A 23,051-nucleotide genomic window follows, 5' to 3' on the forward strand; every position below is an offset into this window, starting at 1 on the left:
ATAAATATCATTCATTTTTATATTATAATATGTATTTTTGCAATATTAATTCAATCTAAATAAGACTTGCGCACCACGATAAATTCACTTAAAAAAGGCGAAAAGGCCATTATCAAAGATTTTGATATTGATATCATTCCATTGAAATTACTTGAAATGGGCTGTTTACCTGGTAATATGGTTGAATTATTGCAAATTGCTCCATTTGGAGACCCATTATATTTAAATATTAATGGTTCTCATTTGGCCATTAGAGTGGAAACAGCAAACGAGATTGAAGTGGAAATGATAAAAATCAAGCTATAATGATTAATAAAAACATCAACGTAGCTTTAATAGGCAATCCAAATACAGGAAAAACATCAGTTTTTAATCAATTAACCGGACTGAATCAACAAGTAGGAAACTACCCTGGGATTACTGTTGAGAAAAAAATAGGTTTTTGTAAATTACCCAATAATATAAAAGCCAATATCCTAGACTTACCAGGAACATACAGTTTAAATGCCAGTTCTATTGATGAAAATGTGGTTATTGAACTGTTGCTTAATAAAAACGATAAACTATATCCTGATGTTGCGCTTGTTGTTACTGATGTTGAAAATTTAAAACGTAATTTATTACTTTTTACCCAAATAAAAGACCTTGAAATTCCGACCATTTTAGTCATTAATATGGCTGACAGAATGGAACACAAGGGAATCACTTTGAATATTCCATATCTGGAGGAACATTTAAAAACTAAAATTGCTTTAATCAGTTCTAGAAAAGGATTTGGAATAGAGGAGTTAAAAAAAATGATAATCACTTACAAAACGATATCAAGCGAACCTTGTTTGAATGCATCGGTAATTGATCCGGAGTATTTTGACAGCTTGCGCAAAGCGTTCCCAAACCAATTGTTGTATAAATTGTGGCTGGTTATTACTCAGGATGTTAACTTCTTAAACTTAGAACGTAAAGAAATTCACAGTTCCTTTACAAAATCACATTCGGATTTAAAACGATTACAGCAAAAAGAAACGATAAAAAGATATCAGTTTATCAATGACGTACTCAAAGAAGGATTAAACGTTGATGCCTCAGTTGCAAAAGATTTCCGTTCTAAACTGGATCGTGTTTTAACGCATAAAGTGTGGGGGTACTTCATTTTCTTCGTCATTTTGTTTGTTATTTTTCAATCTATTTTTGATTGGTCAAAAATACCAATGGACTTTATAGACAGCACGTTTGCCTCATTGAGTACCTTGGCAAACGATACTTTACCAGCAGGTGTTTTAACCAATTTAATTTCTCAAGGGATCATTCCTGGTATCGGCGGAATTTTAATATTTATTCCTCAAATTGCATTTTTGTTTTTATTCATATCCATCTTAGAAGAAAGTGGTTATATGAGTAGAGTGGTTTTCTTGATGGATAAAATCATGCGAAAGTTTGGGTTATCAGGAAAAAGTGTTGTTCCATTAATCTCAGGAACTGCCTGTGCTATTCCGGCAATTATGGCTACTCGAAATATTGAAAACTGGAAAGAACGAATCATTACTATACTAGTCACCCCTTTTACAACCTGTTCTGCTAGACTGCCTGTTTATGCTATTATCATTGCGTTAGTAATTCCTGACACTCGTGTTCTGGGAATATTTAATCTTCAAGGTTTAACCTTAATGTTATTGTACCTTTTGGGTTTTGGAATGGCAATATTCTCTGCTTATGTTTTAAATAAAATATTAAAAATTAAAGGGAAAACATTTTTTGTAGTTGAAATGCCAAACTACAAATTACCAATGTTTAAAAACGTAGCTATTAATGTAATTGAAAAAACGAAGGCTTTTGTTTTTGGCGCAGGAAAAATAATCTTAGCTATTTCCATTGTATTATGGTTTTTAGCCTCTTATGGACCAGGAAAGAAGTTCAATAATGCGGACGAAATAATACGCACTAAATCTGAAAACACGACCATTACTCCACAGGAATTAGATAATAAAGTGGCTTCTTACAAATTGGAGAATTCTTATATCGGAATCATGGGAAAAACCATTGAGCCTGCCATTTCACCATTAGGTTATGATTGGAAAATAGGGATTGCTATCATCAGTTCATTTGCAGCTCGTGAAGTTTTTGTGGGCACATTAGCAACTATTTACAGTGTGGGTGGAAGCGATAATGAAGATACCATTAAAAACAAAATGGCTGCGGAAATAAATCCTGAAACTGGAAAGAAAATATTCAATTTTGCCTCTGGAATTTCCTTGTTATTGTTCTATGCATTTGCCTTACAATGTGCCAGTACATTAGCCATAACGCGTAAAGAAACCAATTCATGGAAGTGGCCTTTAGGACAACTTATTTTCATGAGTGGTTTTGCCTACGTTGTAGCATTAATTGCCTACCAAATTTTAAAGTAAAACAGTATGTTCCAGCAAATAATCGCCTTTACAGCTCTCGGAATTGCCCTAGTTTTTTTAATCAAAAAATTCTTTCTTAAAAAGAAAAAATCGGATAAAAATTGTGGTGATGGTACGGATTGTGGTTGTCATTAAAGGAGTATCGTTTTAATACTTTCTTTTAAAGTAGAAACTAACTTAAAGCCAGTAAAATTTTCTTAAAATACTAATAAACACCACTGTAATCAATAAATTTTGATTAAATTTATAGTACAAATCTTGTAGTTAAATGCTTAAAGTCAATTGATTATCTTTTTTTATTCCTAAAAACAATATTTAAGATATTGCAAATAATAGAAGCTGTTTAAAAGTAATTTCAAGACTTCCCGCTTTATATCTACAATAGCAATTGAAATTATAGAACTATTATGAATTTTAAACATTCATAATTTTTAGTGCTTTATCTTATTCGTAAAAAATTATAACTCAAAAAATCACTTCCTTTTGAATTAGTGCTTACTTCTTAGTAAGAGTGTTTTATGCTACTTCTTTTCAAAAATTTTAATAGAAAGGACAAGGAAATAAGCCGTTTTAATTAAAAGTAAGTTTGTTCCGTTTTCTTGATGAGTCTTTTTATTCAATACTTATTCCAAAAGGAAACAGCGAAGTATTGATGAAATCACTTTTATGATTTTATGTTGCCATTGATTTCAAACAAAAGCGAACCAATACCAACACATTATGAAAAAATTTATTTTAATATTATTTTTTCTGAAGGTTGCTTTTCTTTATTCACAAAAAGAAATTTCAGGCTTTGTCATTGACAATGCTGGTGTCGCTTTGGCTGGAGCTAACATCACGGAAAAAGGAACCAATAATAGTGTCTTTACTGATATTAATGGGGCGTATTCAATTATTGTAAAAGAAGGTGCCACTTTGGTTGTTAGTTATTATGGCTTTTCTAAACAAGAATATGAAGCCAGTGAATCTATATTGAATGCGGTATTATCACAAAATGGGGGGCAAAATAGAGATGAGGTTTTGGTTACAGGAACTAGAACTGTACCAAGGAGTAATACTACAAGTTCACTTCCGATAGATGTTTTATCATCGGAAGATCTTATATCTACAGGCCAATTCACATTGGATAAAGTATTGCAATACAAAATTCCCTCCTTCAATACCGTTCAAACACCTGTAAATGATGCCACTTCCTTATTGGATCCCTATGAAATTAGAAACATGGGTCCTAGTAGAACCTTAATTCTTATCGACGGCAAACGCAAAAACCTAAGTGCTTTACTTTATTTGCAAACCTCACCTGGTCGAGGTGAAACGGCTGCCGATATTTCGGGTATTCCAATTGATGCAATTGAGAGGGTAGAAGTTTTACGTGACGGTGCCTCAGCGCAATATGGTTCTGATGCAATAGCAGGTGTGATCAATGTTATTTTAAAAAAGAGACCAAATAACGGGGCAGTTACAGTACGAACTGGAATAACTAAAAAAGGAGATGGAGAACTATTTGGGGTGAGTTTGAACAACGGTTCTACATCGGGTAACAACGGCTTTGTAAACTATACTATTGATTTTTCAAAAGTAAATTTGGCTAATAGACCTGGAAAAGTAGATGCAGAAGGAGAATTTAATGATTTTATCAAAATAGACCCTAATGACTCGTCCAGCTATATAAACGATGATCATACCCTAAACGGAACAAATATTGATGGAATGACCGAGGATGGGATTAGTGCAGTTTTTCAAGGATACAAAGGCTCACCCGATTATAATGCAAAATTTGCAACTATAAATAAAGGGAATGTTTCAGGGAGAGAAGCAGTTGATTCTTTTTTAAAAAACAATCCTGATGCGAAAAACATAAATGGTTCGCCAGAAACTGTTACAGCTAAATTCTTAATTAATGGTGGGTTTAATTTATCCAGTGAAACACAAGTGTACTACAATGCCCTCTATGTGTTTAAAAAAGTTAATTCATTTGCCAATTATAGAACTCCATATTGGAGATCCATACAAAATCCTTTTGAAAATAATTCTATTCCAAACTGGAGTACCGCATCAACATATCCCACTTATTTGAAAGATTTTTTTGGCAATGGAACGGTAGCTTCATACAATGGATATCTTCCCACATTTACGGGAGATTTAAATGATTATAATGCCACCTTAGGATATAAGTCCATAAGAAATGGATGGAACACTGATGCAAGTGTTACAATTGGGGGAAACTCACAAGCCTATACTGTAGAAGATTCACAAAATAAATCAGTCATAAAAGATCAGAATGGGGTGAGCGTTTATCAAGAAAATAGTCCCATAAATTTTAAACCAGGCGGAGTAGCTTTCCATCATGTAGTAGGGAATTTAGATATTTCAAAAGTTGTTTCCGATAAAATTAGTGTTGCATTTGGTTCAGAAATCCGAACTGAAACTTTTGAAATTACCGAAGGAGACCGAGCGTCTTGGGAGGGAGAAGGAGCCGATTCCTTTTCTGGAAATAGACCTGAAAATTCGGGTAAATGGAACCGTTATAATTTTGGAGGGTACATCGATTTGGCATATGATTTCTCTAAAAAATTTATACTAAATGGAACCGTTCGTTATGAAGATTATAGCGATTTTGGGGGCGCAACGGTTTGGAAAATCAGTTCAAGATATAAATTTCCTAATGATAAAGTCATCATTCGTGGATCCTTTTCTACAGGATTTAGAGCACCAACATTGCATCAAATTTATTCCCAAAAATCACAGTATTCATTTGTAGCAGGACAAGGAATAAAAATTAGTGGATTGATCAATAACATTTCTGCTCAGGCGCGCATTTTAGGAATCCCAAAATTAGATGCAGAAAAATCTAGAAATATGACTATGGGTATAGGGGCAAACCCTTTTAAAAATGTAAATTTTACTATTGATTATTATACAATTACAGTGAATGATCGAATACTTTTGGGAGACAAAGTGGAAACACAGTTTGGAACAGTCTCTTGGTTTGAAAACTCATTTGATTCCAGAACATCTGGATTAGATGCAGTTATGAATTATGGAGAGATTCCCATTGGAAATGGGAAATTAGGGATGAATTTATCGGGAAATGTGGTTTTTGAAAACAAAAGAATTTCAGCTGTTACTAGCGATAATTTTAGTCCTACTTTAAGCGCTTTAATGTTTACCTCAAGACCTAAAACAAAATGGGTTTTGGGTGGGGTTTATAAAATTTCAAAATACGAATTCATTCTTAATAACACCTATTTTGGAAAAACAACATTCAAGCAAGACGGTTTAAATCCAAATTTAAGAACAGAGTTTACCCCAAAAATAGTTACTGACTTAGGCATTAATTATTCCCCTACAAGTCAATTGGTTTTTGCTTTTAATGTCAACAATCTATTTAATGTGTTGCCCCAATGGAAATTTAAAGCCGAAAATGAAGCTGGAGCTGCAATTTTAAAAGATTCGTCACAAGTTAAGTCACAATTTAATTTGATTACTTTCAACGGGCGTTATTCTCAAATGACATATGAAGGATATCATTTCAGCCAATTGGGAACCCAGTTTAGTCTGGCACTTAACTATAGATTTTGATTTCAAAAAGAGCTGGTTTATTAAGGCATAAAAGAACTGTTTTAAAAATAAAAGTATGAAAACTATAACTCAATTGTTTTTTTTGTCGTTGACCGTATTGTTGTTGGATGGCAATCTAGTAACCGCCCAAGAGAATGCTGGAGGGAAGGAATATGCTTTAAAAGCGGCTTTTCTGTATCGTTTTATAGATTATGTTAATTGGAAAGATTATTCTAAAAACCAAGCTTTTAAGATCGCTATTTTAGAAGGAAGCCCAATTACAACTTCATTGCTTGCTGTGCCTAAAACTAAAAAAATTGAGATTAACGAATATGGAAATTTGGAGGAAATCGGTTTTTGTAATATTTTATTTGTTCCTTATAATAGCACGATACCAATTGAAACTATTCTTTCTAAATTTTCTGACAAACCAGTATTGATAGTCACTGAGCGAAATGGTTATGGCAAAAAAGGAGCTCAAATGAATTTTGTTATTGTCGATAACAAATTAAAATTTGAGGTAAATCTAAAAGCAATAAATAAAGCGGGAATTGGAATTAGTTCATTCTTATTGCAACACGCGATTATTGTGCAATAGTACTGAAGCTCCATTTGTCAACTTATGGAATGAAAAAGAGTTTTTAAAATATTAAAATAATATACATATGCTTAATCCACGTAACATATCCATTAAAAACAAACTCGTGCTAATGCAAGTATTTACTTCTGCATTTGTACTGATTATTTGTATCACAGCCTTTGTTTTAATCGACATAAAAGGCTTTAAAGACCGTAAGGCAGTAGGTTCGAAAGCCATAGCTCAAGTAGTTGGTTTTAATAGTATTTCTGCACTTGATTTTTTGGACAATTCAGCTGCAAGTAAAATTTTATCTGAATTAAATGTTCAGCATGATATTTTAAATGCGGTAATTTTAGACAAGAAAGGAAAAGTATTTGCCTCTTATGCAAAAGAAGGTACCGATTCAAAATATCAATTTAATGTTTCTAAAGATGTCTCAGATAGATTCGAATTTACTAGTAATGAACTTTTTGTATACAGTAAAATTAAAAAAGACAATGAAGTAATAGGTCGTGTTCTTATTCGATTTGAACTTTCGGAATTGAATAAAATAAAGATGGATGTTTTGCGTCTGGGAATCGTGCTGCTTATAGTGGGAATTGGGCTTGCATTTTTAATTGCCATTTTTATTAAAAAATACATCTCTAAACCATTGCTGAATTTAGTCACTGTTATTCAACAAATAAAAGAAACAGAAGATTATAAAATTAGAATGGCCGTTGAAGGTAAAGATGAAATTAGTACCCTTTCTATTGGTCTCAATGATATGCTAGAAACCATAGAAAAAAGAAGTAATGAAGTAGCACAATCTAAAGAGCAATTAAATAAACAAAACACACTCTTGCAATCCGTTATACAAAACATGGGAGATGGATTAATAGTTGTTGATGAAAGTAATAAATTCCTATTGTGGAATACTGCTAGTGAAAAAATTATAGGAATTGGTGCTATTGATATTCCTAAAGAGAAATGGGCTGATACTTATGGTTTCTTTTTGCCAGATTCCAATACTCTTTTTGCTACTAATGAACTTCCGTTAGTGAAAGCATTAAACGGAGAAGAAGTTGATAATCAGGAAATGTTTATTCAAAATTATAGAAAAACGGCTGGTCTTTTTGTCACTGTAACGGCCAGACCTTTAAAAAACACATCAGGAGAAACAGTAGGTGGTGTTTTAGTTATTCATGATATTACAGAGCGAAAAAATTCTGAAAATCTAATTAAGAAACTCAATGAAGAACTAGAACAAAAAGTAAGTGAACGCACAGCTCAATTAGCTGATGCTATTGAAACGCTTCGCAATAGTGAAGAGAAATACCGTGAAATTGTTGAAAACACAAGTGATGTCGTGCATACTTCAGACTACAAAGGCAACTTTACTTACATTAATCCTGCGTGCGAAAAACTAACAGGTTTCACGCAAAGCGAATTGATGGGTACCAATATTATAGATCTCGTTGCGCCAGATTGGAGAGATCGTGTGGCTGAGTTTTATTTGAATCAGTTTAAAAATAAAATTGATGAAACGTCCTTTTCTTTTCCAATTATAACTAAAGACAGAAAACAAAAATGGATTGAACAAACCGTAATGCAATTAAGAGAAGGAAATAAAATAACTGGACATCGCTCTATTATGAGAGACATTACCGAAAGAAAACTAGCAGACCAAAAGCTAAAAGAAAGTGAAGGACAGCTACAAACTATTTTTAATGAAGCTCCTGATGCTTTGATTGTGATTAATGATGAAGGGGACATTATAAGATGGAATCCGCAAGCCGAAAAAATATTTGGTTGGTCAATTCAAGAAGTTTTAGGTAAAAAAATGAGGGATTTAATTGTTCCAGAGCAGTATAAAGAAAGTCATATGAAAGGATTTACACATTTCCTTGAGACTGCAGAAGGACCTTATATTAATAAAACAGTCGAAATCACGGCGCTTAATAAAAAGAAAGAAGAGTTTGAAATTGAATTAACAGTATCTCAAGCAACTATTTCAGGGAAATATATTTTTATTGGATTTATAAAAGACATTTCTCTAAGTAAAAAACTAGAAAACGAAAAAATTGAAGCCGATAAATTGGTACGCCTTAATGAATTAAAATTGAAATTGATTCTAGAAAATATAGGTGAAGGAATTATTGTTACAGATACTCATAAGAGAATTGTGCTTTCTAATCATATGGCCGAAGAAATTATAGGAATTAAACAAGATTCAGGAATGCCAACGACTCTTGATTGGTCGGCTAAATATGATTTATACTATCCTGATGAGCGTACTATATTTCCAGCTCAAAACCTTCCTTTAGAAAAAGCATTAAAAGGGGAGTCTACAGATGATGTTGAAATAGTAATAGAAGACTCGGAAACACGAGATAAAAAAAGAGTAGTAATTAGTGGACGTCCCATAATTGATGACAACAACTATATTATCGCGGCTGTTGCCAATATAAAAGACATTACATCCTACAAAAACATGGAGGTTGCTCTAGAAGAAAGTGAACAAAAAATTAGAAAATTAATAGGTTTTAAAAGCGATAACAAATAGGATGATTTTCTATTTCAAGTAGCCAATTTTCAAGTAGTAATCCTTAGGGTTGATTTTAATACCTTCTTCAGGGTAAGGAAAAACAGTGATGGTTTGTAGGTTCTGTTTATTGATAGGCAAATAACGCACCAACCAATCTTTGTTTTCTTGAAAATTATTTCCAGAAATAGTTACCGCTTCATCCGTAATAAAATGTTTGTCTTGATAAACTGAAACTAGTAATTTTATTTCTCCTGCCCATATGCAGTTTACGCCTTTGGGACAACGGGAATCCGAAACGATTTGTTTTAAAACGAATTGATAGCCTTTTTTTGGGAGACATTCCTTTTGAGTAATTTTAAAATAACTTAGGTTTTTATTTTGAGCAAAAGCGGTTAAATTAAAAGTCAATAATAACAGCAGTATACATTTTTTCATTTCAAATCTATTGATTAGGTTAGGGTCAAGATTACTTGAAAATTGTTAATTTGTCTTTACAAAAAGGTTGCTAGCAATCTTATTTGAAATCGTCAAATTCTTGCCATCTACTTTTATTTTTAGTGATAAATCAAAAGTCTCTTTACTTAAAATTTCAATTTTAGAACCCAAAGCAATTTCTTGCTTGTCCAGATATTTTAAAAACTCAGATGAGGTGTCTTTAACACCAACACACATTCCTTTTTGATTTACCAAAAGTTCTGAAAGTAATTGTTTTTCGATTTTGAATATTTCCCCTTGCGCATTTGGTATCGGATCTCCATGTGGATCTTCGGTGGGGTTACCTAGAAAATCATCTAGTTTATTGATGAGTTTCTCTGATTTGATGTGTTCTAATTGTTCGGCAATATCATGCACTTCATCCCATGAAAAATCCAATTTATCTACCAAGAAAACTTCCCAAAGGCGGTGCTTTCTCACAATCATTTTGGCAGCTAGTTTACCTGGTTCTGTTAGGGAAACGCCTTGGTATTTTTTATAATTAACCAAGTCTTTTTCAGCCAATTTTTTAAGCATATCCGTAACTGATGAGGCTTTGGTTTCCATCATTTCCGCAATGGCATTAGTACTCACATCAGCATTTGAAACTACGGTAAGATGGTATATGGCTTTTAGGTAATTTTCTTCTGAAAGTGTCATTGTTGTTTTTTTTTAGCCCCGATAGCAGCGACATCCTTTATCTTTTTTTCTTTAAAAAAGATAAAGATAAAGCGAATAGCGGGAATGAGCTCCTATGAATATTAATTTTTAACGATATATAAAGGAATGGAAATTTTATGTCTCAATTTATCGACTGTAGTTCCAAAAATCAAATCTTTGAATCCTGTGTGTCCATGCGTTCCCATCACCAAAACGTCAAAATTTCCTTTATTAATGATTTCTGGTATCACTTTGTTTGGTTTACCAAAGCCCAACAGAATACTGACTTTGAATCCTTTTTCAGATAGCATTTCTTGGTATTCTTTCAATAATTTTTCATCTACCAAAGTTTCGTGATCGTCAATATGTTCTCCATAAATGAGCGCTCCAACGGTTTCAACAACATGAATTAATGTATAGTTGGCCGCAATTCCGCCTAATTCAAAAGCACTATTTAAAGCCACTTCATCGGCACTCGAGAAATCTACTGAAACAGCAATATTCTTTTTATCATACGTTTCTGATTTAGAAAAACGGAGTTTTAAGTTGTGCGGAGAATGATTGTGGAATGCAGTTTTGGATTTGGTAATTAAAGGTTTAAACACAATGAACAGCAACAAAATTAAGAAACTTATTGCTAATGGAACTACTGTTAACCACAATATCATTGGGTTATCTGAAGTTTCAAGCCAGCCACTTATTTCATCCAAAACTAATTTTGCGTTCAGCACCACGATAATTGAGGCTACGATCCAAGAGGCAATTTGGGTCCATATTCCAATGTGAAACCCTTTCATTTTTGATTTGTCACTTACAAAATGGATTAAAGGAATGATGGCAAAACCCAATTGTAAACTCAAGATCACCTGACTAAAAATCAGCAATTTTCCGGTTACACCTTCACCAAAAATAGAAATGACAATAACGGCTGGAACTATCGCAATTAATCGAGTAATAATTCTACGTACCCACGGCTGGATTCTTAAATTCAAATAGCCTTCCATGATGATTTGTCCTGCTAATGTTCCTGTAACTGTGGAGCTTTGTCCAGCAGCGATAAGTGCAACGGCAAATAAAATGGGTGCCCATTTAGTTCCTAGAAGTGGTTGCAAAAAGCGATGCGCATCTTGAATTTCGGCTACTTCATGCATTCCTATTTTGTAAAATGTGGCTGCAGCCAAAATTAAAATGGCGGCGTTGACAAAAAAAGCAAGGTTTAAGGCAATGGTTGAATCGATGAAATTGTATTTTAAGGCTTGCTTGATGCCTTCAGTAGTTCGATCAAATTTTCTGGTTTGTACTAATGAGGAATGTAAATATAAATTATGTGGCATAACTGTCGCCCCAATAATCCCGATAGCAATATATAAAGCCGTTTCATTAGGCATGGAAGGGATTAAACCTAGAAGTACCTTATCCATTTCTGGTTGTGCAAAAATCATTTCGAATATGAACGAAACCCCAATGACCAATACCAAAGCGATAATGAACGCTTCCATTTTTCGGATGCCTTTGTTGATTAGAAATAATAACAAAAAAGTATCTAAAACGGTAATCATTACGCCTTCAATCAGCGGAATGTCGAATAGTAAATTAATACCAATGGCCATTCCTAAAACTTCTGCCAAGTCACAGGCGGCAATAGCAATTTCAGCTAAGAAATAAAGAATGTAGTTAATAAACGGGGAGTATGTTTCACGAGAAGCCTGTGCTAAATCACGTTGGGTTACAATACCCAGTCGCGCGCTTAAACTTTGCAAAAGCAACGCCATGATGTTACTCATCAATAAAACCCAAAGCAAAGAATAGCCAAATTGACTTCCTCCAGCAAGGTCCGTTGCCCAGTTTCCAGGATCCATATATCCTACGCTTATTAAGTAGGCAGGACCAAAAAAGGCTAATATTTTTCGGAAAACTGATTTCTTATTTTGAGTGGAAACCGATTGGTTTACTTCTTCTAACGACTTACCCATTTTATAACTGTTTGATGCAAATATAATTATGTTTTTTTGTTTTATCAAATATTTATTTTAGTTTTGTCTAAATATTTATTTAAGCTATTGAAAAAATGAAAAAATCATACCTTTCTATTATAGTAATCATTTTGTTATACAATGTTGGATTTGCACAAAATATGCCTTCCATACAAACTGACAGGCCGGATCAAACCGAATGTCCTTTTATTACTCCTGTGGGTTATTTGCAATTAGAAAATGGATTTTCATTTGAAAAAACAAAACAAAATGCAAATGAAATTCAGGCAGCAGCCGTATTAGTTCGTTATGGAATCACACCCAATACGGAGCTGCGAATGATAGTGGAGCACAATCGCAACCAAACAGATTATGCAACTACAACAGGTATAAATCCTATTTTATTGGGTTTTAAAACAAAACTGATTGACGAAAAAGGAATCATTCCCACTACCTCGTTTATTGGACATATTACAATTCCAAAATTGGCGTCAAATCCATACAAACAAAAATATTATACTCCTGAATTTCGCTTTACCATGCAACATACCATTAGTGATAAACAAGCATTGAGTTACAACTTGGGTGCCGAATGGAATGGGGAAACGACCGAACCTACTTTTGTTTATACCTTGACAACAGGGTATTCGATTACGGAGAAATTAGGTGGATATGTAGAACTCTATGGTTTTATCCCTCAAATTGAAAAACCAGATCATCGCTTTGACGCTGGTTTCACTTACTTATTCAACCCAAATCATCAATTAGACATTTCAGGTGGACTGGGATTATCTAAAATTTCACCCGATTATTTCTTGTCTTTGGGCTATTCATTCCGATTTAAAATCTAATTTTAATTGTCTATTTTTGATAAAAATTGGACACCACTTTAAATGAAAAACTACGATTACATTTTTACAGGCACAGGTTTAGCAGCATTGATGACTGTTTATAAAATGATTCAATCAGGTAATTATAGGGAAAAATCCATTTTGCTTATCGATGAAAATACCAAGAAAACCAATGATAGAACTTGGTGTTTCTGGCAAGTAGAGCAATCAACTTGGGAACAATCAATTACTAAAAAATGGGATTTGGCTTTATTTGCCAATGAAAAATTCAGTAGAGATATAGAATTAAAGCCGTATCAATACAATAGAGTAAAGGGATTGGATTTTTACAATCAAGTATTTGATTTGATTTCGAAACAAAAAAATATCGACTTCCTTAACGAAAAAGTGACCGATATCAACGAACTCCAAACGCATGTTTACGTTGCTACCGAAACCAAAAATTTTACTGGCGATAAACTGTTTAATAGTATTTATAGAAAGTTTGCCGTCGAAAGCCAAACTAAATATCCCGTTTTGCAACAGCATTTTATTGGTTGGTTTATAAAAAGTAAAGAAGCGGCTTTCAATCCAGTGCAAGCGACTTTCATGGATTTTTCGGTAGAACAAAAAGGGAATACACGTTTTATGTATGTTTTGCCTACTTCCACAACCGAAGCGTTGCTGGAATACACCTTGTTTTCACATGATTTATTAGCCAAAAGCGAGTACGAAGATGAAATTCAAAACTACATTACAAAACTCGGTATCACGGATTATGAAATCATCGAAAAAGAACAAGGTAGCATCCCGATGACCTGCTATCCTTTTTGGAAAAAAAACACCCAACGCGTCCTCAACATTGGAACCGCCGGCGGATGGACCAAAGCCAGTACGGGTTATACCTTCAAGAATTCTGATAAAAAATCGACTGCCTTAATCACTTTTTTACAAAAAGAAAAGGACTTCAGGAAATTCCATAAACAAACTAAATTTTGGTTTTACGACTTGCTTTTGTTGGATATTCTGGATCGAAAAAACGAACTGGGAGCAAGTATATTCTCTTCAATGTTTAAAAAGGGGAGTCCCGTTTTGATTTTTAAATTCTTAGACGAAGAAACATCGCTTTATGAGGATATAAAAGTAATTTTAAAATGCCCTAAAATGCCTTTTGTCATGGCTTTAATGCGATCTGTTCGTTATTTATTCCAGAAAAATCAAATGGCTATCAAACAATAACAAAACTTTATAAAGCAAATAATGGAGTTCTTTTTAAACTTCGTAACTTTGCCTATTCAAACATTAATATTTAAAATACAAAGATATGTATCCAGAAGAAATGGTAAAACCAATGCAAGCTGAATTGACAGTAGCAGGTTTTCAAGATTTACATAGTGCAGATGCGGTAGACAATGCAATAAAAGCCGAAGGAACAACACTAGTAGTTGTGAATTCAGTTTGTGGTTGTGCAGCAAGAAACGCACGTCCAGGAGCAAAAATGAGTTTAGAAGGAGCTAAAAAACCAGATCATTTAATCACGGTTTTTGCAGGAGTTGACAAAGAAGCAGTAGATGCAGCAAGACAACACATGTTTCCTTTTCCTCCATCATCACCATGTATGGCGTTGTTCAAAAACGGAGAATTGGTTCACATGTTAGAGCGTCACCACATTGAAGGTCGCCCAGCTGAAATGATTGCTGAGAACTTACAAGATGCTTTTAACGAATATTGCTAGTATTTAACCGCGAAGAACACAAAGTATTGCGCTAAGTTCGCAAAGGTTTTAACCGCAGCTTCACCCATTTTAAATGTGTGGGCTGCGGTTTTTTATTTGGAGCTATTTCCAGCGGTACACTATATCCTATTTTGGCAGTGTTCACCAGAATAGGATATAGTGTACCGCTGGCAAGAGTGAACTGATTAATTAAAATAGCTCTAAAAACCAAATTATCTCAATTAAAATCGTTTTCCTAGTTTAAGACCAGCATAAGGAATTAGAATAGTTCCGTCTTCATTACCAGTGTCTAACCCAGGTCCAACATCTACTCCAAAATTAAAACCTTTCAATCCGTAATAACTAAGTCCGATGGGTAAATAAATAACTACAGCATTACCGTTAAGTAAATAACCATTTCCAAAATCAACATAAGTTGCTGTTAATCCAGTATTAAACATCATTTTTTGCTCTTGGATTTTACTAAAAAAAACTTTGGCTCCAATACCTACACTTGGTAGTCCAACTCCAATTTCTAAACTCACATAGTTCGAGACAATTCGTTCATAAGTCAACCCAATTACAGGGGTTGTTCCTAAAATTGTAAAGGATATAGCATTCTTTTTTAAACCTCCAAAATCGTTTTTGTTTTCCTGAGAAAACACGGTGGCGGAACTTAAAAGTACCAAAATAATAAGGATAAAGTTTTTCATGGTTTTTTGGTTTAGTTAGTTGGTATTGGTTTATGGTTTGATATTTAAGCTAATAAACATTTTTATTTTGGGTAAAACTAAAAACAACTACAAATCAATAAAAGAATCAACAGTTTTTACAATTGAAGTCCTCCTCTTCTTACAAATAGACCTCCTACTAAAATGTGCCATTTCCTTTGTCAAAATTGAATAATTGCAATTCAGAACTCATTGTCAACCCAGATTGCTTCACTTGAAGTGGTAACATATTATAGTGACGAAAAGCGATATAAAAAGCCTAAACTTTGATTCTCTGCATCTCTGTAACTCTATTTCTCTGCAACTTTGAAACTCTCTAACTTTTCCCTACTTTTGCAAAAATAATTTTTCACACTTAAACCGTTTATAGCATGCAACTGTATAACACTTTAAGCGCAGAAGAAAGAGCCATCATGATTGATGATGCCGGAAAACAAAGACTTACTTTGTCTTTCTATGCTTATGCGCAAATTCAAGATCCAACACAATTCCGTAACGATTTATTCCGCGCTTGGGACCCACTTGTGGTTCTTGGTCGTATTTATGTGGCCAAAGAAGGAATTAACGCTCAGCTATCACTTCCGGCAGATAATTTCTATGCATTCAAAGACACTATAGAAGAATATGATTTTATGAAAGGAATGCGCTTGAATATTGCCGTGGAGCATGACGATCACTCTTTCTTGAAGTTAACAGTAAAAGTACGTGACAAAATTGTTGCTGACGGATTAAACGATGAAACTTTTGATGTTACCAACATTGGAGTGCATTTAAAAGCCAAAGAATTCAATACTATTTTAGACGATCCAAATACAATTGTGGTTGATTTTAGAAATCATTACGAAAGTGAAATTGGGTATTTTAAAGGCGCTATTACACCAGATGTGGATACTTTTAGAGAGTCATTGCCTATCATTAATGAACAATTGCAAGATTTTAAAGAAGATAAAAACCTAGTAATGTACTGCACTGGAGGAATCCGTTGCGAGAAAGCTTCGGCTTATTTTAAACATCAAGGGTTTAAAAACGTATACCAGTTAGAAGGAGGTATAATTAATTATGCCAAACAAATTAAAGAAGAAAATCTAGAGAGTAAATTCATTGGTAAAAACTTTGTATTTGATCACCGCTTAGGCGAAAGAATCACTGACGATATCGTTTCACAATGCCACCAATGTGGAAAACCTTGTGATGTGCATACCAATTGTGTCAATGAAGGGTGTCATTTATTGTTTATTCAATGTGAAGAATGTGCGCAAGCCATGGAGGGTTGTTGTTCCGCCGAATGTGTGGATGTGATTCATTTACCTGAAGAAGAGCAAAAAGCAATTAGAAGAGGAATAAAAAACGGCAATAAGATTTTCAAAAAAGGAAAATCAGATGTGTTGACTTTTAAAAATAGAGAAGCCAATCAAGACCCTTTGGCCGCAGTTCCTAATCTTGCCGATTTGACAAAATCGAAAGCATTGGCTAAAAAAACGCCAAAAATTAAAAAACAATACATTGGGAAAGGAACTCATTTTTATCCAAAACCAAGCATTGGTCAATTCTTGATTGAAGAAAATGAAATAAAAATTGGAGATACAATGCTGATTAAAGGAGAAACTACTGGAGAACAAAAAGTAGTAATATCTGAAATGCTTGTAAATGATAAAGTTGCTGAAAAAGCGGTTGTGGGAGATACATGTACTTTTAAGCTTTCTTTCCGAATTCGTTTGTCAGATAAATTATATAAAATTATAGACTAACCCCCTATTTCTTAAAAATTCATTAAGACCTTTTCCAAATAGATGGAAAAGGTCTTTTTTTTTAATAAAACTTTAATTCTTTGTCAGTTGTAACTTTTGCATCTTACGCTTAAAAAATACTATCTTTACGAATTAATCGTTTTAAGAACATAAGTTGTGTTTATCACAACACTATATATAAAATTATGGCATGTACAAGTTGTTCAACTTCTGATGGTGGTTCACCTAAGGGTTGTAAAAATAATGGGACTTGCGGCACCGATAGCTGCAATAAATTAACTGTTTTCGATTGGCTTTCTAATATGAGTTTACCTAATGGGGAAGCGCCTTTTGACTGTGTTGAAGTTCGATTTAAGAATGGACGTAAAGAATTTTACCGCAATACGGAAAAATTAACTTTATCGATGGGAGACATTGTGGCTACGGTCGCTTCTCCAGGTCATGATATCGGAATTGTTACTTTGACGGGAGAGTTGGTTAAAATCCAAATGAAGAAAAAAGGAGCGAATTACAACGGTAATGAAATCCCAAAAATCTATAGAAAAGCATCTCAAAAAGATATTGATATTTGGTCTGCTGCACGCGAACGTGAAGAACCTATGAAAGTTCGAGCACGTGAATTGGCTATAGCCCAAAAACTAGAAATGAAAATATCTGATATTGAATTTCAGGGAGATGGATCTAAGGCTACTTTTTATTATACGGCCAATGATAGAGTCGATTTTAGACTTTTGATTAAAGATTTTGCCAAAGAATTTAGCACTAGAGTAGAGATGAAACAAGTAGGTTTCCGCCAGGAAGCAGCTCGTTTAGGTGGTATTGGATCTTGTGGTAGAGAATTGTGTTGTTCTACTTGGTTGACGGATTTTAGAAGTGTAAATACTTCTGCGGCACGGTACCAACAACTGTCTTTAAATCCACAAAAACTAGCTGGTCAATGCGGAAAATTGAAATGTTGTCTCAACTATGAGTTAGACACTTACATGGATGCGTTGAAAGGGTTTCCTGATTTTGAAACGAAGTTAGTTACTGAAAAAGGAGATGCTATCTGTCAAAAACAAGATATTTTTAAGGGCTTAATGTGGTTTGCTTACACCAATAACTTTGCAAACTGGCACGTATTAAAAATCGAAAAAGTCAAAGAAATCATTGCAGAGAATAAGCTGAAAAACAAAGTTTCATCACTAGAAGATTTTGCTATTGAAATTATTCAAGAAACAGAAAAAGACTTTAATAATGCGATGGGACAAGAGAGTTTAACTCGTTTTGACCAACCTAAGAAAAGCAAAAGACCGAACAAAAAACCGAAGAAAGTAGGTGAAAATGTTATCACTGCGGCTCCTAAAAAAGGTGGGGAAAATGCAATTGTTCCTAATAATAAAAAACCGGTACATAAAAAACAAGGAAATCCAAATCAAAAAACGCCAACTGGAACAGAGCCTGCACCAGCAAGAAAACCAATAATTATTACTAAAAATGAGTCTAAGAAATAGCTTTTTATTGCTTTTGATTACGGCAGTCTTTTTTTCATGTGATAAAAAAAGAGCTTTTGATGAGTATAAATCCGTTGGAAGTGCCTGGCATAAAGACAGTATTGTATCTTTTAATTTACCGGAATTAGATTCTACGAAAAGATATGATTTGTTTATAAACTTGAGAGACAATAACAATTATAAATACAACAATCTTTTTTTGATTGTGACCTTAGAAAAACCAAATGGCTACACGAAAGTAGATACTTTAGAGTACCAAATGGCTGATCCCGATGGAACATTACTTGGGGATGGTTTCACGGATATTAAGGAAAGCAAATTGTTTTACAAAGAAAATGTACGTTTCAGAGGAAAGTACAAAGTCAATATCAAACAGGTGGTACGGGAAACAGGGAAAGTTCCTGGAGTTGAAAGCCTGGAAGGAATAACAGAAGTAGGTTTAAGAATAGAAAAAAAAGAATAGAATAGATATATGGCTGCTAATAAAAACAATAATAAAGGTAATACTGTAGATAAAGATTTCAAGTATTATACTAAAACATTTTGGAGGTTTTTCTTTTACGGAATGGGAGCTGTTGTTCTTTTTTTCTTGTTTGCTTCTTGGGGAATTTTTGGCTCTATGCCGTCCTTTGAAGATCTAGAAAATCCCGATTCTAATTTAGCTACAGAAATAATCTCTTCTGATGGGGTTGTTTTAGGAAAATATTTTCAGAAAAACCGTTCGCAATTAAAATATTCTGATTTACCTAAAAATCTAGTTGATGCTTTGGTTGCAACTGAAGACGAACGTTTTTATGAGCATTCTGGGATTGACGGAAGAGGAACATTAAGAGCCATTGCAAGTCTTGGAACTAGCGGTGGGGCAAGTACCTTGACACAACAACTAGCCAAACAATTATTTCACGGTGAAGGGTCTAAATTTTTGCCGTTTAGAATTGTGCAAAAAGTTAAAGAATGGATTATCGCCATCCGATTAGAAAGACAATATACTAAAAACGAGATTCTTGCCATGTATTGCAACGTATACGATTTTGGTAATTATTCCGTTGGGGTGAGTTCTGCTGCACAAACCTATTTCTCAAAAGAACCAAAGAATCTAACGACTGATGAATCAGCAATTTTGGTTGGGATGTTCAAAAATTCAGGATTATACAATCCGGTAAGAAACCCACAAGGGGTGAAAAACCGTAGAAATGTAGTGCTTTCTCAAATGGAAAAAGCGCATATGATAACGGAAGACCAAAAAGTAAAAATGCAAGCAATGCCCATCACTTTACATTTTAAATTAGAAAGCCATAGGGAAGGGACTGCAACTTATTTTAGAGAATACTTACGTGATTACATGAAAAAATGGGTTGATGAAAATAAAAAACCAGATGGATCAGATTACGACATCTACAAAGACGGTTTAAAAATATATACGACTATTGATTCCAGAATGCAATTGCATGCTGAAGAAGCTGTTGCTGCTCATATGGCCAACTTACAACAAGAGTTTTTTATTCAGGCTAAAACCAATAAAAACGCTCCGTTTGTAAATATTTCTGATGCCGAAACCCAACGTATTTTAAACCAAGCCATGAAGTCGTCTAACAGATGGTCCGTTTTAAAATCATTAGATAAAAGTGACGAGGAAATAATCGCGTCTTTTAAAGTCAAAACAAAAATGACAGTTTTCACCTGGAAAGGAGAAAAAGATACCATCATGACTCCAATAGATTCTATTCGTTATTACAAACATTTTTTACAATCTGGTTTGATGGCAATGGAACCACAAACAGGGAATATAAAAGCGTGGGTTGGAGGAATCAATTACAAGTATTTTCAATACGATCACGTAGGGCAAGGAGCTAGACAAGTAGGTTCAACATTTAAACCTTTTGTTTATGCTACTGCAATCGAGCAATTAAATATGTCTCCTTGTGATTCTATCATCGATGCACCATTTACAATTCCAGTTGGTCGTCACCATGTTACTGCTGCTTGGACACCTAAAAACTCTGACAATAAATACAGAGGAATGATTACGCTGAAAAAAGCATTAGCCAATTCTGTCAATACCATTTCGGCGAAATTAATGGATAAAGTAGGGCCAGAAGCTGTCGTTAAATTGACACATAAATTAGGTATAAAATCCGAAATTCCTTTGCAACCTTCTATAGCCTTAGGAGCTGTAGATATTACAGTGGAAGACATGGTAGCTGCCTACAGTACATTTGCTAATCAAGGAGTGTATACTAAACCACAGTTTTTAACACGAATCGAAGATAAAAGTGGTGTTATTATTTATGAGCCTATTCCAGAATCACATGATGTTTTAAATAAAGACATCGCTTTTGCTATTATTAAATTATTAGAAGGAGTTACCGAAGGGGGATCTGGAAACAGATTAAGAACTGAAGGTGGTGGTTATGGTTACAATAGAATCACAGGATATCCTTATAAATTTACAAACCCTATTGCTGGTAAAACGGGTACCACACAAAATCAATCCGATGGTTGGTTCATGGGAATGGTTCCTAATTTAGTAACGGGTGTTTGGGTAGGTTGCGAAGATCGTTCTGCACGTTTTAAAAGCATTACGTATGGTCAAGGTGCCACTGCAGCTTTACCAGTTTGGGCCTATTTCATGAAATTGTGTTATGCTGATTCGGAGCTTAAAGTATCCAAAGAAGAATTTGAAAGACCCGCAAACCTGTCTATAAAAGTAGATTGTTATTCGGCTCCAAAAGTAAAAGATTCTACAGCTGTTCAAAACACAGATGAATTTGAATTTTAAATTTTTTTAGAAGCCATTTCCAGCTCTACGCTTTATCTTTGTGGCTGAACACCAGCCATAAAGGATGCCGCTTTGATCTGGGCTAGAGATTATACTATTAATTACATCATTAGAACCAAAATATATGATTAATAAAAAAGTAAATACAGTTCAAGACGCACTGAAAGGAGTGCAAGATGGAATGACCATTATGCTAGGTGGTTTTGGCTTGTGTGGAATTCCGGAAAATTCAATTGCCGAGCTTGTTATAAAAGAAACCAAAGAACTTACCTGTATTTCTAATAATGCTGGGGTTGATGATTTTGGACTTGGATTGCTTTTGCAAAAGCGCCAAATCAAGAAAATGATTTCTTCTTATGTAGGAGAAAATGCCGAATTTGAGCGCCAAATGCTCTCTGGAGAATTGGACGTAGAGTTAACTCCTCAAGGAACTTTAGCCGAAAAATGCCGTGCAGCACAAGCGGGTATTCCTGCCTTTTTTACCCCTGCAGGATACGGAACTGAAGTAGCCGAAGGGAAAGAAGTGCGTGAATTTAATGGAAAAATGCACATTATGGAATTAGCCTACAAAGCTGATTTTGCCATCGTAAAAGCATGGAAAGGAGACGAAGCAGGGAATTTAATTTTTAAAGGAACCGCTCGTAACTTTAATGCCTGTATGGCTGGTGGTGCAAAAATTACTGTTGCCGAAGTAGAAGAACTTTTACCAGTGGGTTCATTAGACCCAAATGAAATTCATATTCCAGGAATCATGGTACAACGCATCTTTCAAGGTGAAAAATTCGAAAAAAGAATTGAACAAAGAACTGTTAGACAAAAATAATAGATTCTGTAATCCCAAAATTCATGGTGATTACTTTTATATAAAACACTTAATTATCCTTAATTCCTTAATGGTTTAAATATAAAGTATATGTTAGGAAAAGAAGAAATCGCAAAACGAATAGCCAAAGAAGTAAAAGACGGCTATTACGTAAACTTAGGAATCGGAATTCCTACATTGGTAGCTAACTATGTTCGTAATGATATTGCTGTTGAATTTCAAAGTGAAAACGGCGTTCTTGGTATGGGCCCTTTTCCTTTTGAAGGAGAAGAAGATGCTGATATAATTAATGCAGGAAAACAAACCATAACGACTTTACCAGGAGCTTCTTTCTTTGATTCCGCTTTGAGTTTTGGAATGATTCGTTCTCAAAAAGTAGATTTAACCATTCTTGGTGCAATGGAAGTAGCTGAAAATGGGGATATTGCCAACTGGAAAATCCCTGGCAAAATGGTAAAAGGAATGGGTGGCGCAATGGATTTAGTCGCTTCGGCAGAGAATATTGTTGTGGCGATGATGCACGTAAATAAAAAAGGAGAATCTAAAATTCTTAAAAAATGCAGCTTACCCCTAACTGGTGTAGGTTGTGTGAAAAAAGTAGTTACTGAATTAGCCGTGCTTGAAATAACCCCAAAAGGATTTAAATTACTAGAACGTGCTCCAGGTGTTACAGTAGAATATATTATTGCTTCCACAGAAGCGGAACTTATTATTGAAGGAGATATTCCTGAAATGGTGATTGATTAATGCTTT

The 23,051-nt window shown here is 34.2% G+C and carries 18 protein-coding genes; 14 read left to right on the forward strand and 4 right to left on the reverse strand.

All coding sequences use genetic code 11. From position 1 onward, the window contains the following. Window positions 1–66 precede the first annotated feature (66 nt). From AB3G34_RS15060 to AB3G34_RS15080, 5 genes are all read left to right on the forward strand, one after another. Complete coding sequence (locus tag AB3G34_RS15060) at window positions 67–306, forward strand: ferrous iron transport protein A (protein WP_367756418.1); 240 nt, start codon at window positions 67–69, stop codon at window positions 304–306. Next, on the forward strand, window positions 306–2,405 hold the full coding sequence (gene feoB, locus AB3G34_RS15065; protein WP_367756420.1) for a ferrous iron transport protein B: 2,100 nt from the start codon (window positions 306–308) through the stop codon (window positions 2,403–2,405). The genes AB3G34_RS15060 and feoB overlap by 1 nt, the downstream gene beginning before the upstream one ends. 720 nt (window positions 2,406–3,125) lie before the next feature. Continuing rightward, window positions 3,126–5,987, forward strand: coding sequence for a TonB-dependent receptor domain-containing protein (locus AB3G34_RS15070; protein WP_369752922.1), 2,862 nt, complete (start codon window positions 3,126–3,128; stop codon window positions 5,985–5,987). Between the two features lie 55 nt (window positions 5,988–6,042). Next, window positions 6,043–6,564 carry a YfiR family protein gene (locus tag AB3G34_RS15075; RefSeq protein ID WP_367772947.1) on the forward strand — a complete coding sequence of 174 codons (522 nt, stop codon included), beginning with the start codon at window positions 6,043–6,045 and terminating at the stop codon, window positions 6,562–6,564. Window positions 6,565–6,676: 112 nt separating this feature from the next. Beyond that, complete coding sequence (locus AB3G34_RS15080; protein ID WP_369752923.1) at window positions 6,677–9,091, forward strand: PAS domain S-box protein; 2,415 nt, start codon at window positions 6,677–6,679, stop codon at window positions 9,089–9,091. 9 nt (window positions 9,092–9,100) lie between these two features. On the opposite strand, the gene AB3G34_RS15085 is transcribed toward AB3G34_RS15080, so the two are convergent. The 3 genes from AB3G34_RS15085 to AB3G34_RS15095 all read right to left on the reverse strand — a co-directional run bounded on the left by AB3G34_RS15085 (window position 9,101) and on the right by AB3G34_RS15095 (window position 12,180). Then, entirely contained in the window at window positions 9,101–9,508 is a 408-nt protein-coding gene (locus tag AB3G34_RS15085; protein ID WP_367772952.1) for a hypothetical protein, read from the reverse strand. Window positions 9,509–9,553: 45 nt separating this feature from the next. Next, window positions 9,554–10,207 carry a metal-dependent transcriptional regulator gene (locus AB3G34_RS15090; RefSeq protein ID WP_367756432.1) on the reverse strand — a complete coding sequence of 218 codons (654 nt, stop codon included), beginning with the start codon at window positions 10,205–10,207 and terminating at the stop codon, window positions 9,554–9,556. A 101-nt stretch (window positions 10,208–10,308) separates the two neighbouring features. Next, window positions 10,309–12,180 carry an Nramp family divalent metal transporter gene (locus tag AB3G34_RS15095; RefSeq protein WP_369752924.1) on the reverse strand — a complete coding sequence of 624 codons (1,872 nt, stop codon included), beginning with the start codon at window positions 12,178–12,180 and terminating at the stop codon, window positions 10,309–10,311. A gap of 95 nt (window positions 12,181–12,275) precedes the next feature. On the opposite strand from AB3G34_RS15095, the gene AB3G34_RS15100 reads away from it, so the two are divergent. From AB3G34_RS15100 to AB3G34_RS15110, 3 genes are all read left to right on the forward strand, one after another. After that, window positions 12,276–13,031 carry a transporter gene (locus AB3G34_RS15100; protein WP_369752925.1) on the forward strand — a complete coding sequence of 252 codons (756 nt, stop codon included), beginning with the start codon at window positions 12,276–12,278 and terminating at the stop codon, window positions 13,029–13,031. Window positions 13,032–13,073: 42 nt separating this feature from the next. Further along, entirely contained in the window at window positions 13,074–14,249 is a 1,176-nt protein-coding gene (locus tag AB3G34_RS15105; protein WP_369752926.1) for a lycopene cyclase family protein, read from the forward strand. Between the two features lie 85 nt (window positions 14,250–14,334). Then, entirely contained in the window at window positions 14,335–14,745 is a 411-nt protein-coding gene (locus AB3G34_RS15110) for a BrxA/BrxB family bacilliredoxin (protein WP_367756440.1), read from the forward strand. Between the two features lie 221 nt (window positions 14,746–14,966). Here AB3G34_RS15110 and AB3G34_RS15115 read toward each other — a convergent pair whose 3' ends face one another. Next, window positions 14,967–15,437, reverse strand: a complete 471-nt coding sequence (locus tag AB3G34_RS15115) for a hypothetical protein (RefSeq protein WP_367772958.1) — start codon at window positions 15,435–15,437, stop codon at window positions 14,967–14,969. Window positions 15,438–15,826: 389 nt separating this feature from the next. Here AB3G34_RS15115 and AB3G34_RS15120 point away from each other — a divergent pair, with 389 nt between their 5' ends. The 6 genes from AB3G34_RS15120 to AB3G34_RS15145 all read left to right on the forward strand — a co-directional run bounded on the left by AB3G34_RS15120 (window position 15,827) and on the right by AB3G34_RS15145 (window position 23,045). Continuing rightward, a complete protein-coding gene (locus AB3G34_RS15120) occupies window positions 15,827–17,203 on the forward strand; it encodes a rhodanese-related sulfurtransferase (protein ID WP_369752927.1) in 1,377 nt (458 codons plus the stop codon). A 185-nt stretch (window positions 17,204–17,388) separates the two neighbouring features. After that, on the forward strand, window positions 17,389–18,696 hold the full coding sequence (locus tag AB3G34_RS15125) for a stage 0 sporulation family protein (protein WP_367756446.1): 1,308 nt from the start codon (window positions 17,389–17,391) through the stop codon (window positions 18,694–18,696). After that, window positions 18,680–19,159 carry a gliding motility lipoprotein GldH gene (locus AB3G34_RS15130; RefSeq protein ID WP_367772961.1) on the forward strand — a complete coding sequence of 160 codons (480 nt, stop codon included), beginning with the start codon at window positions 18,680–18,682 and terminating at the stop codon, window positions 19,157–19,159. The genes AB3G34_RS15125 and AB3G34_RS15130 overlap by 17 nt, the downstream gene beginning before the upstream one ends. Before the next feature lie 9 nt (window positions 19,160–19,168). Next, window positions 19,169–21,475: a penicillin-binding protein 1A gene (locus AB3G34_RS15135; RefSeq protein ID WP_367772962.1), complete on the forward strand. Its 2,307-nt coding sequence runs from the start codon at window positions 19,169–19,171 to the stop codon at window positions 21,473–21,475. Between the two features lie 124 nt (window positions 21,476–21,599). Beyond that, window positions 21,600–22,298 (forward strand): CoA transferase subunit A, encoded by a 699-nt coding sequence (locus tag AB3G34_RS15140; protein WP_367756450.1) that lies wholly within the window; start codon window positions 21,600–21,602, stop codon window positions 22,296–22,298. A 90-nt stretch (window positions 22,299–22,388) separates the two neighbouring features. Next, window positions 22,389–23,045 carry a 3-oxoacid CoA-transferase subunit B gene (locus tag AB3G34_RS15145; protein WP_367772964.1) on the forward strand — a complete coding sequence of 219 codons (657 nt, stop codon included), beginning with the start codon at window positions 22,389–22,391 and terminating at the stop codon, window positions 23,043–23,045. Window positions 23,046–23,051 lie beyond the last annotated feature (6 nt).

Origin of the sequence: Flavobacterium sp. WC2409 (assembly GCF_041200085.1) — a bacterium.
GTDB lineage: Bacteria > Bacteroidota > Bacteroidia > Flavobacteriales > Flavobacteriaceae > Flavobacterium.

Coding starts and splice junctions, on each gene's coding strand:
- feoB (WP_367756420.1), top strand. CDS start 306: ATGATTAATAAAAACATCAACGTAGCTTTAATAGGCAATCCAAATACA.
- AB3G34_RS15070 (WP_369752922.1), top strand. CDS start 3,126: ATGAAAAAATTTATTTTAATATTATTTTTTCTGAAGGTTGCTTTTCTT.
- AB3G34_RS15075 (WP_367772947.1), top strand. CDS start 6,043: ATGAAAACTATAACTCAATTGTTTTTTTTGTCGTTGACCGTATTGTTG.
- AB3G34_RS15080 (WP_369752923.1), top strand. CDS start 6,677: ATGCAAGTATTTACTTCTGCATTTGTACTGATTATTTGTATCACAGCC.
- AB3G34_RS15085 (WP_367772952.1), bottom strand. CDS start 9,508: ATGAAAAAATGTATACTGCTGTTATTATTGACTTTTAATTTAACCGCT.
- AB3G34_RS15090 (WP_367756432.1), bottom strand. CDS start 10,207: ATGACACTTTCAGAAGAAAATTACCTAAAAGCCATATACCATCTTACC.
- AB3G34_RS15095 (WP_369752924.1), bottom strand. CDS start 12,180: ATGGGTAAGTCGTTAGAAGAAGTAAACCAATCGGTTTCCACTCAAAAT.
- AB3G34_RS15100 (WP_369752925.1), top strand. CDS start 12,276: ATGAAAAAATCATACCTTTCTATTATAGTAATCATTTTGTTATACAAT.
- AB3G34_RS15105 (WP_369752926.1), top strand. CDS start 13,074: ATGAAAAACTACGATTACATTTTTACAGGCACAGGTTTAGCAGCATTG.
- AB3G34_RS15110 (WP_367756440.1), top strand. CDS start 14,335: ATGTATCCAGAAGAAATGGTAAAACCAATGCAAGCTGAATTGACAGTA.
- AB3G34_RS15115 (WP_367772958.1), bottom strand. CDS start 15,437: ATGAAAAACTTTATCCTTATTATTTTGGTACTTTTAAGTTCCGCCACC.
- AB3G34_RS15120 (WP_369752927.1), top strand. CDS start 15,827: ATGCAACTGTATAACACTTTAAGCGCAGAAGAAAGAGCCATCATGATT.
- AB3G34_RS15125 (WP_367756446.1), top strand. CDS start 17,389: ATGGCATGTACAAGTTGTTCAACTTCTGATGGTGGTTCACCTAAGGGT.
- AB3G34_RS15130 (WP_367772961.1), top strand. CDS start 18,680: ATGAGTCTAAGAAATAGCTTTTTATTGCTTTTGATTACGGCAGTCTTT.
- AB3G34_RS15135 (WP_367772962.1), top strand. CDS start 19,169: ATGGCTGCTAATAAAAACAATAATAAAGGTAATACTGTAGATAAAGAT.
- AB3G34_RS15140 (WP_367756450.1), top strand. CDS start 21,600: ATGATTAATAAAAAAGTAAATACAGTTCAAGACGCACTGAAAGGAGTG.
- AB3G34_RS15145 (WP_367772964.1), top strand. CDS start 22,389: ATGTTAGGAAAAGAAGAAATCGCAAAACGAATAGCCAAAGAAGTAAAA.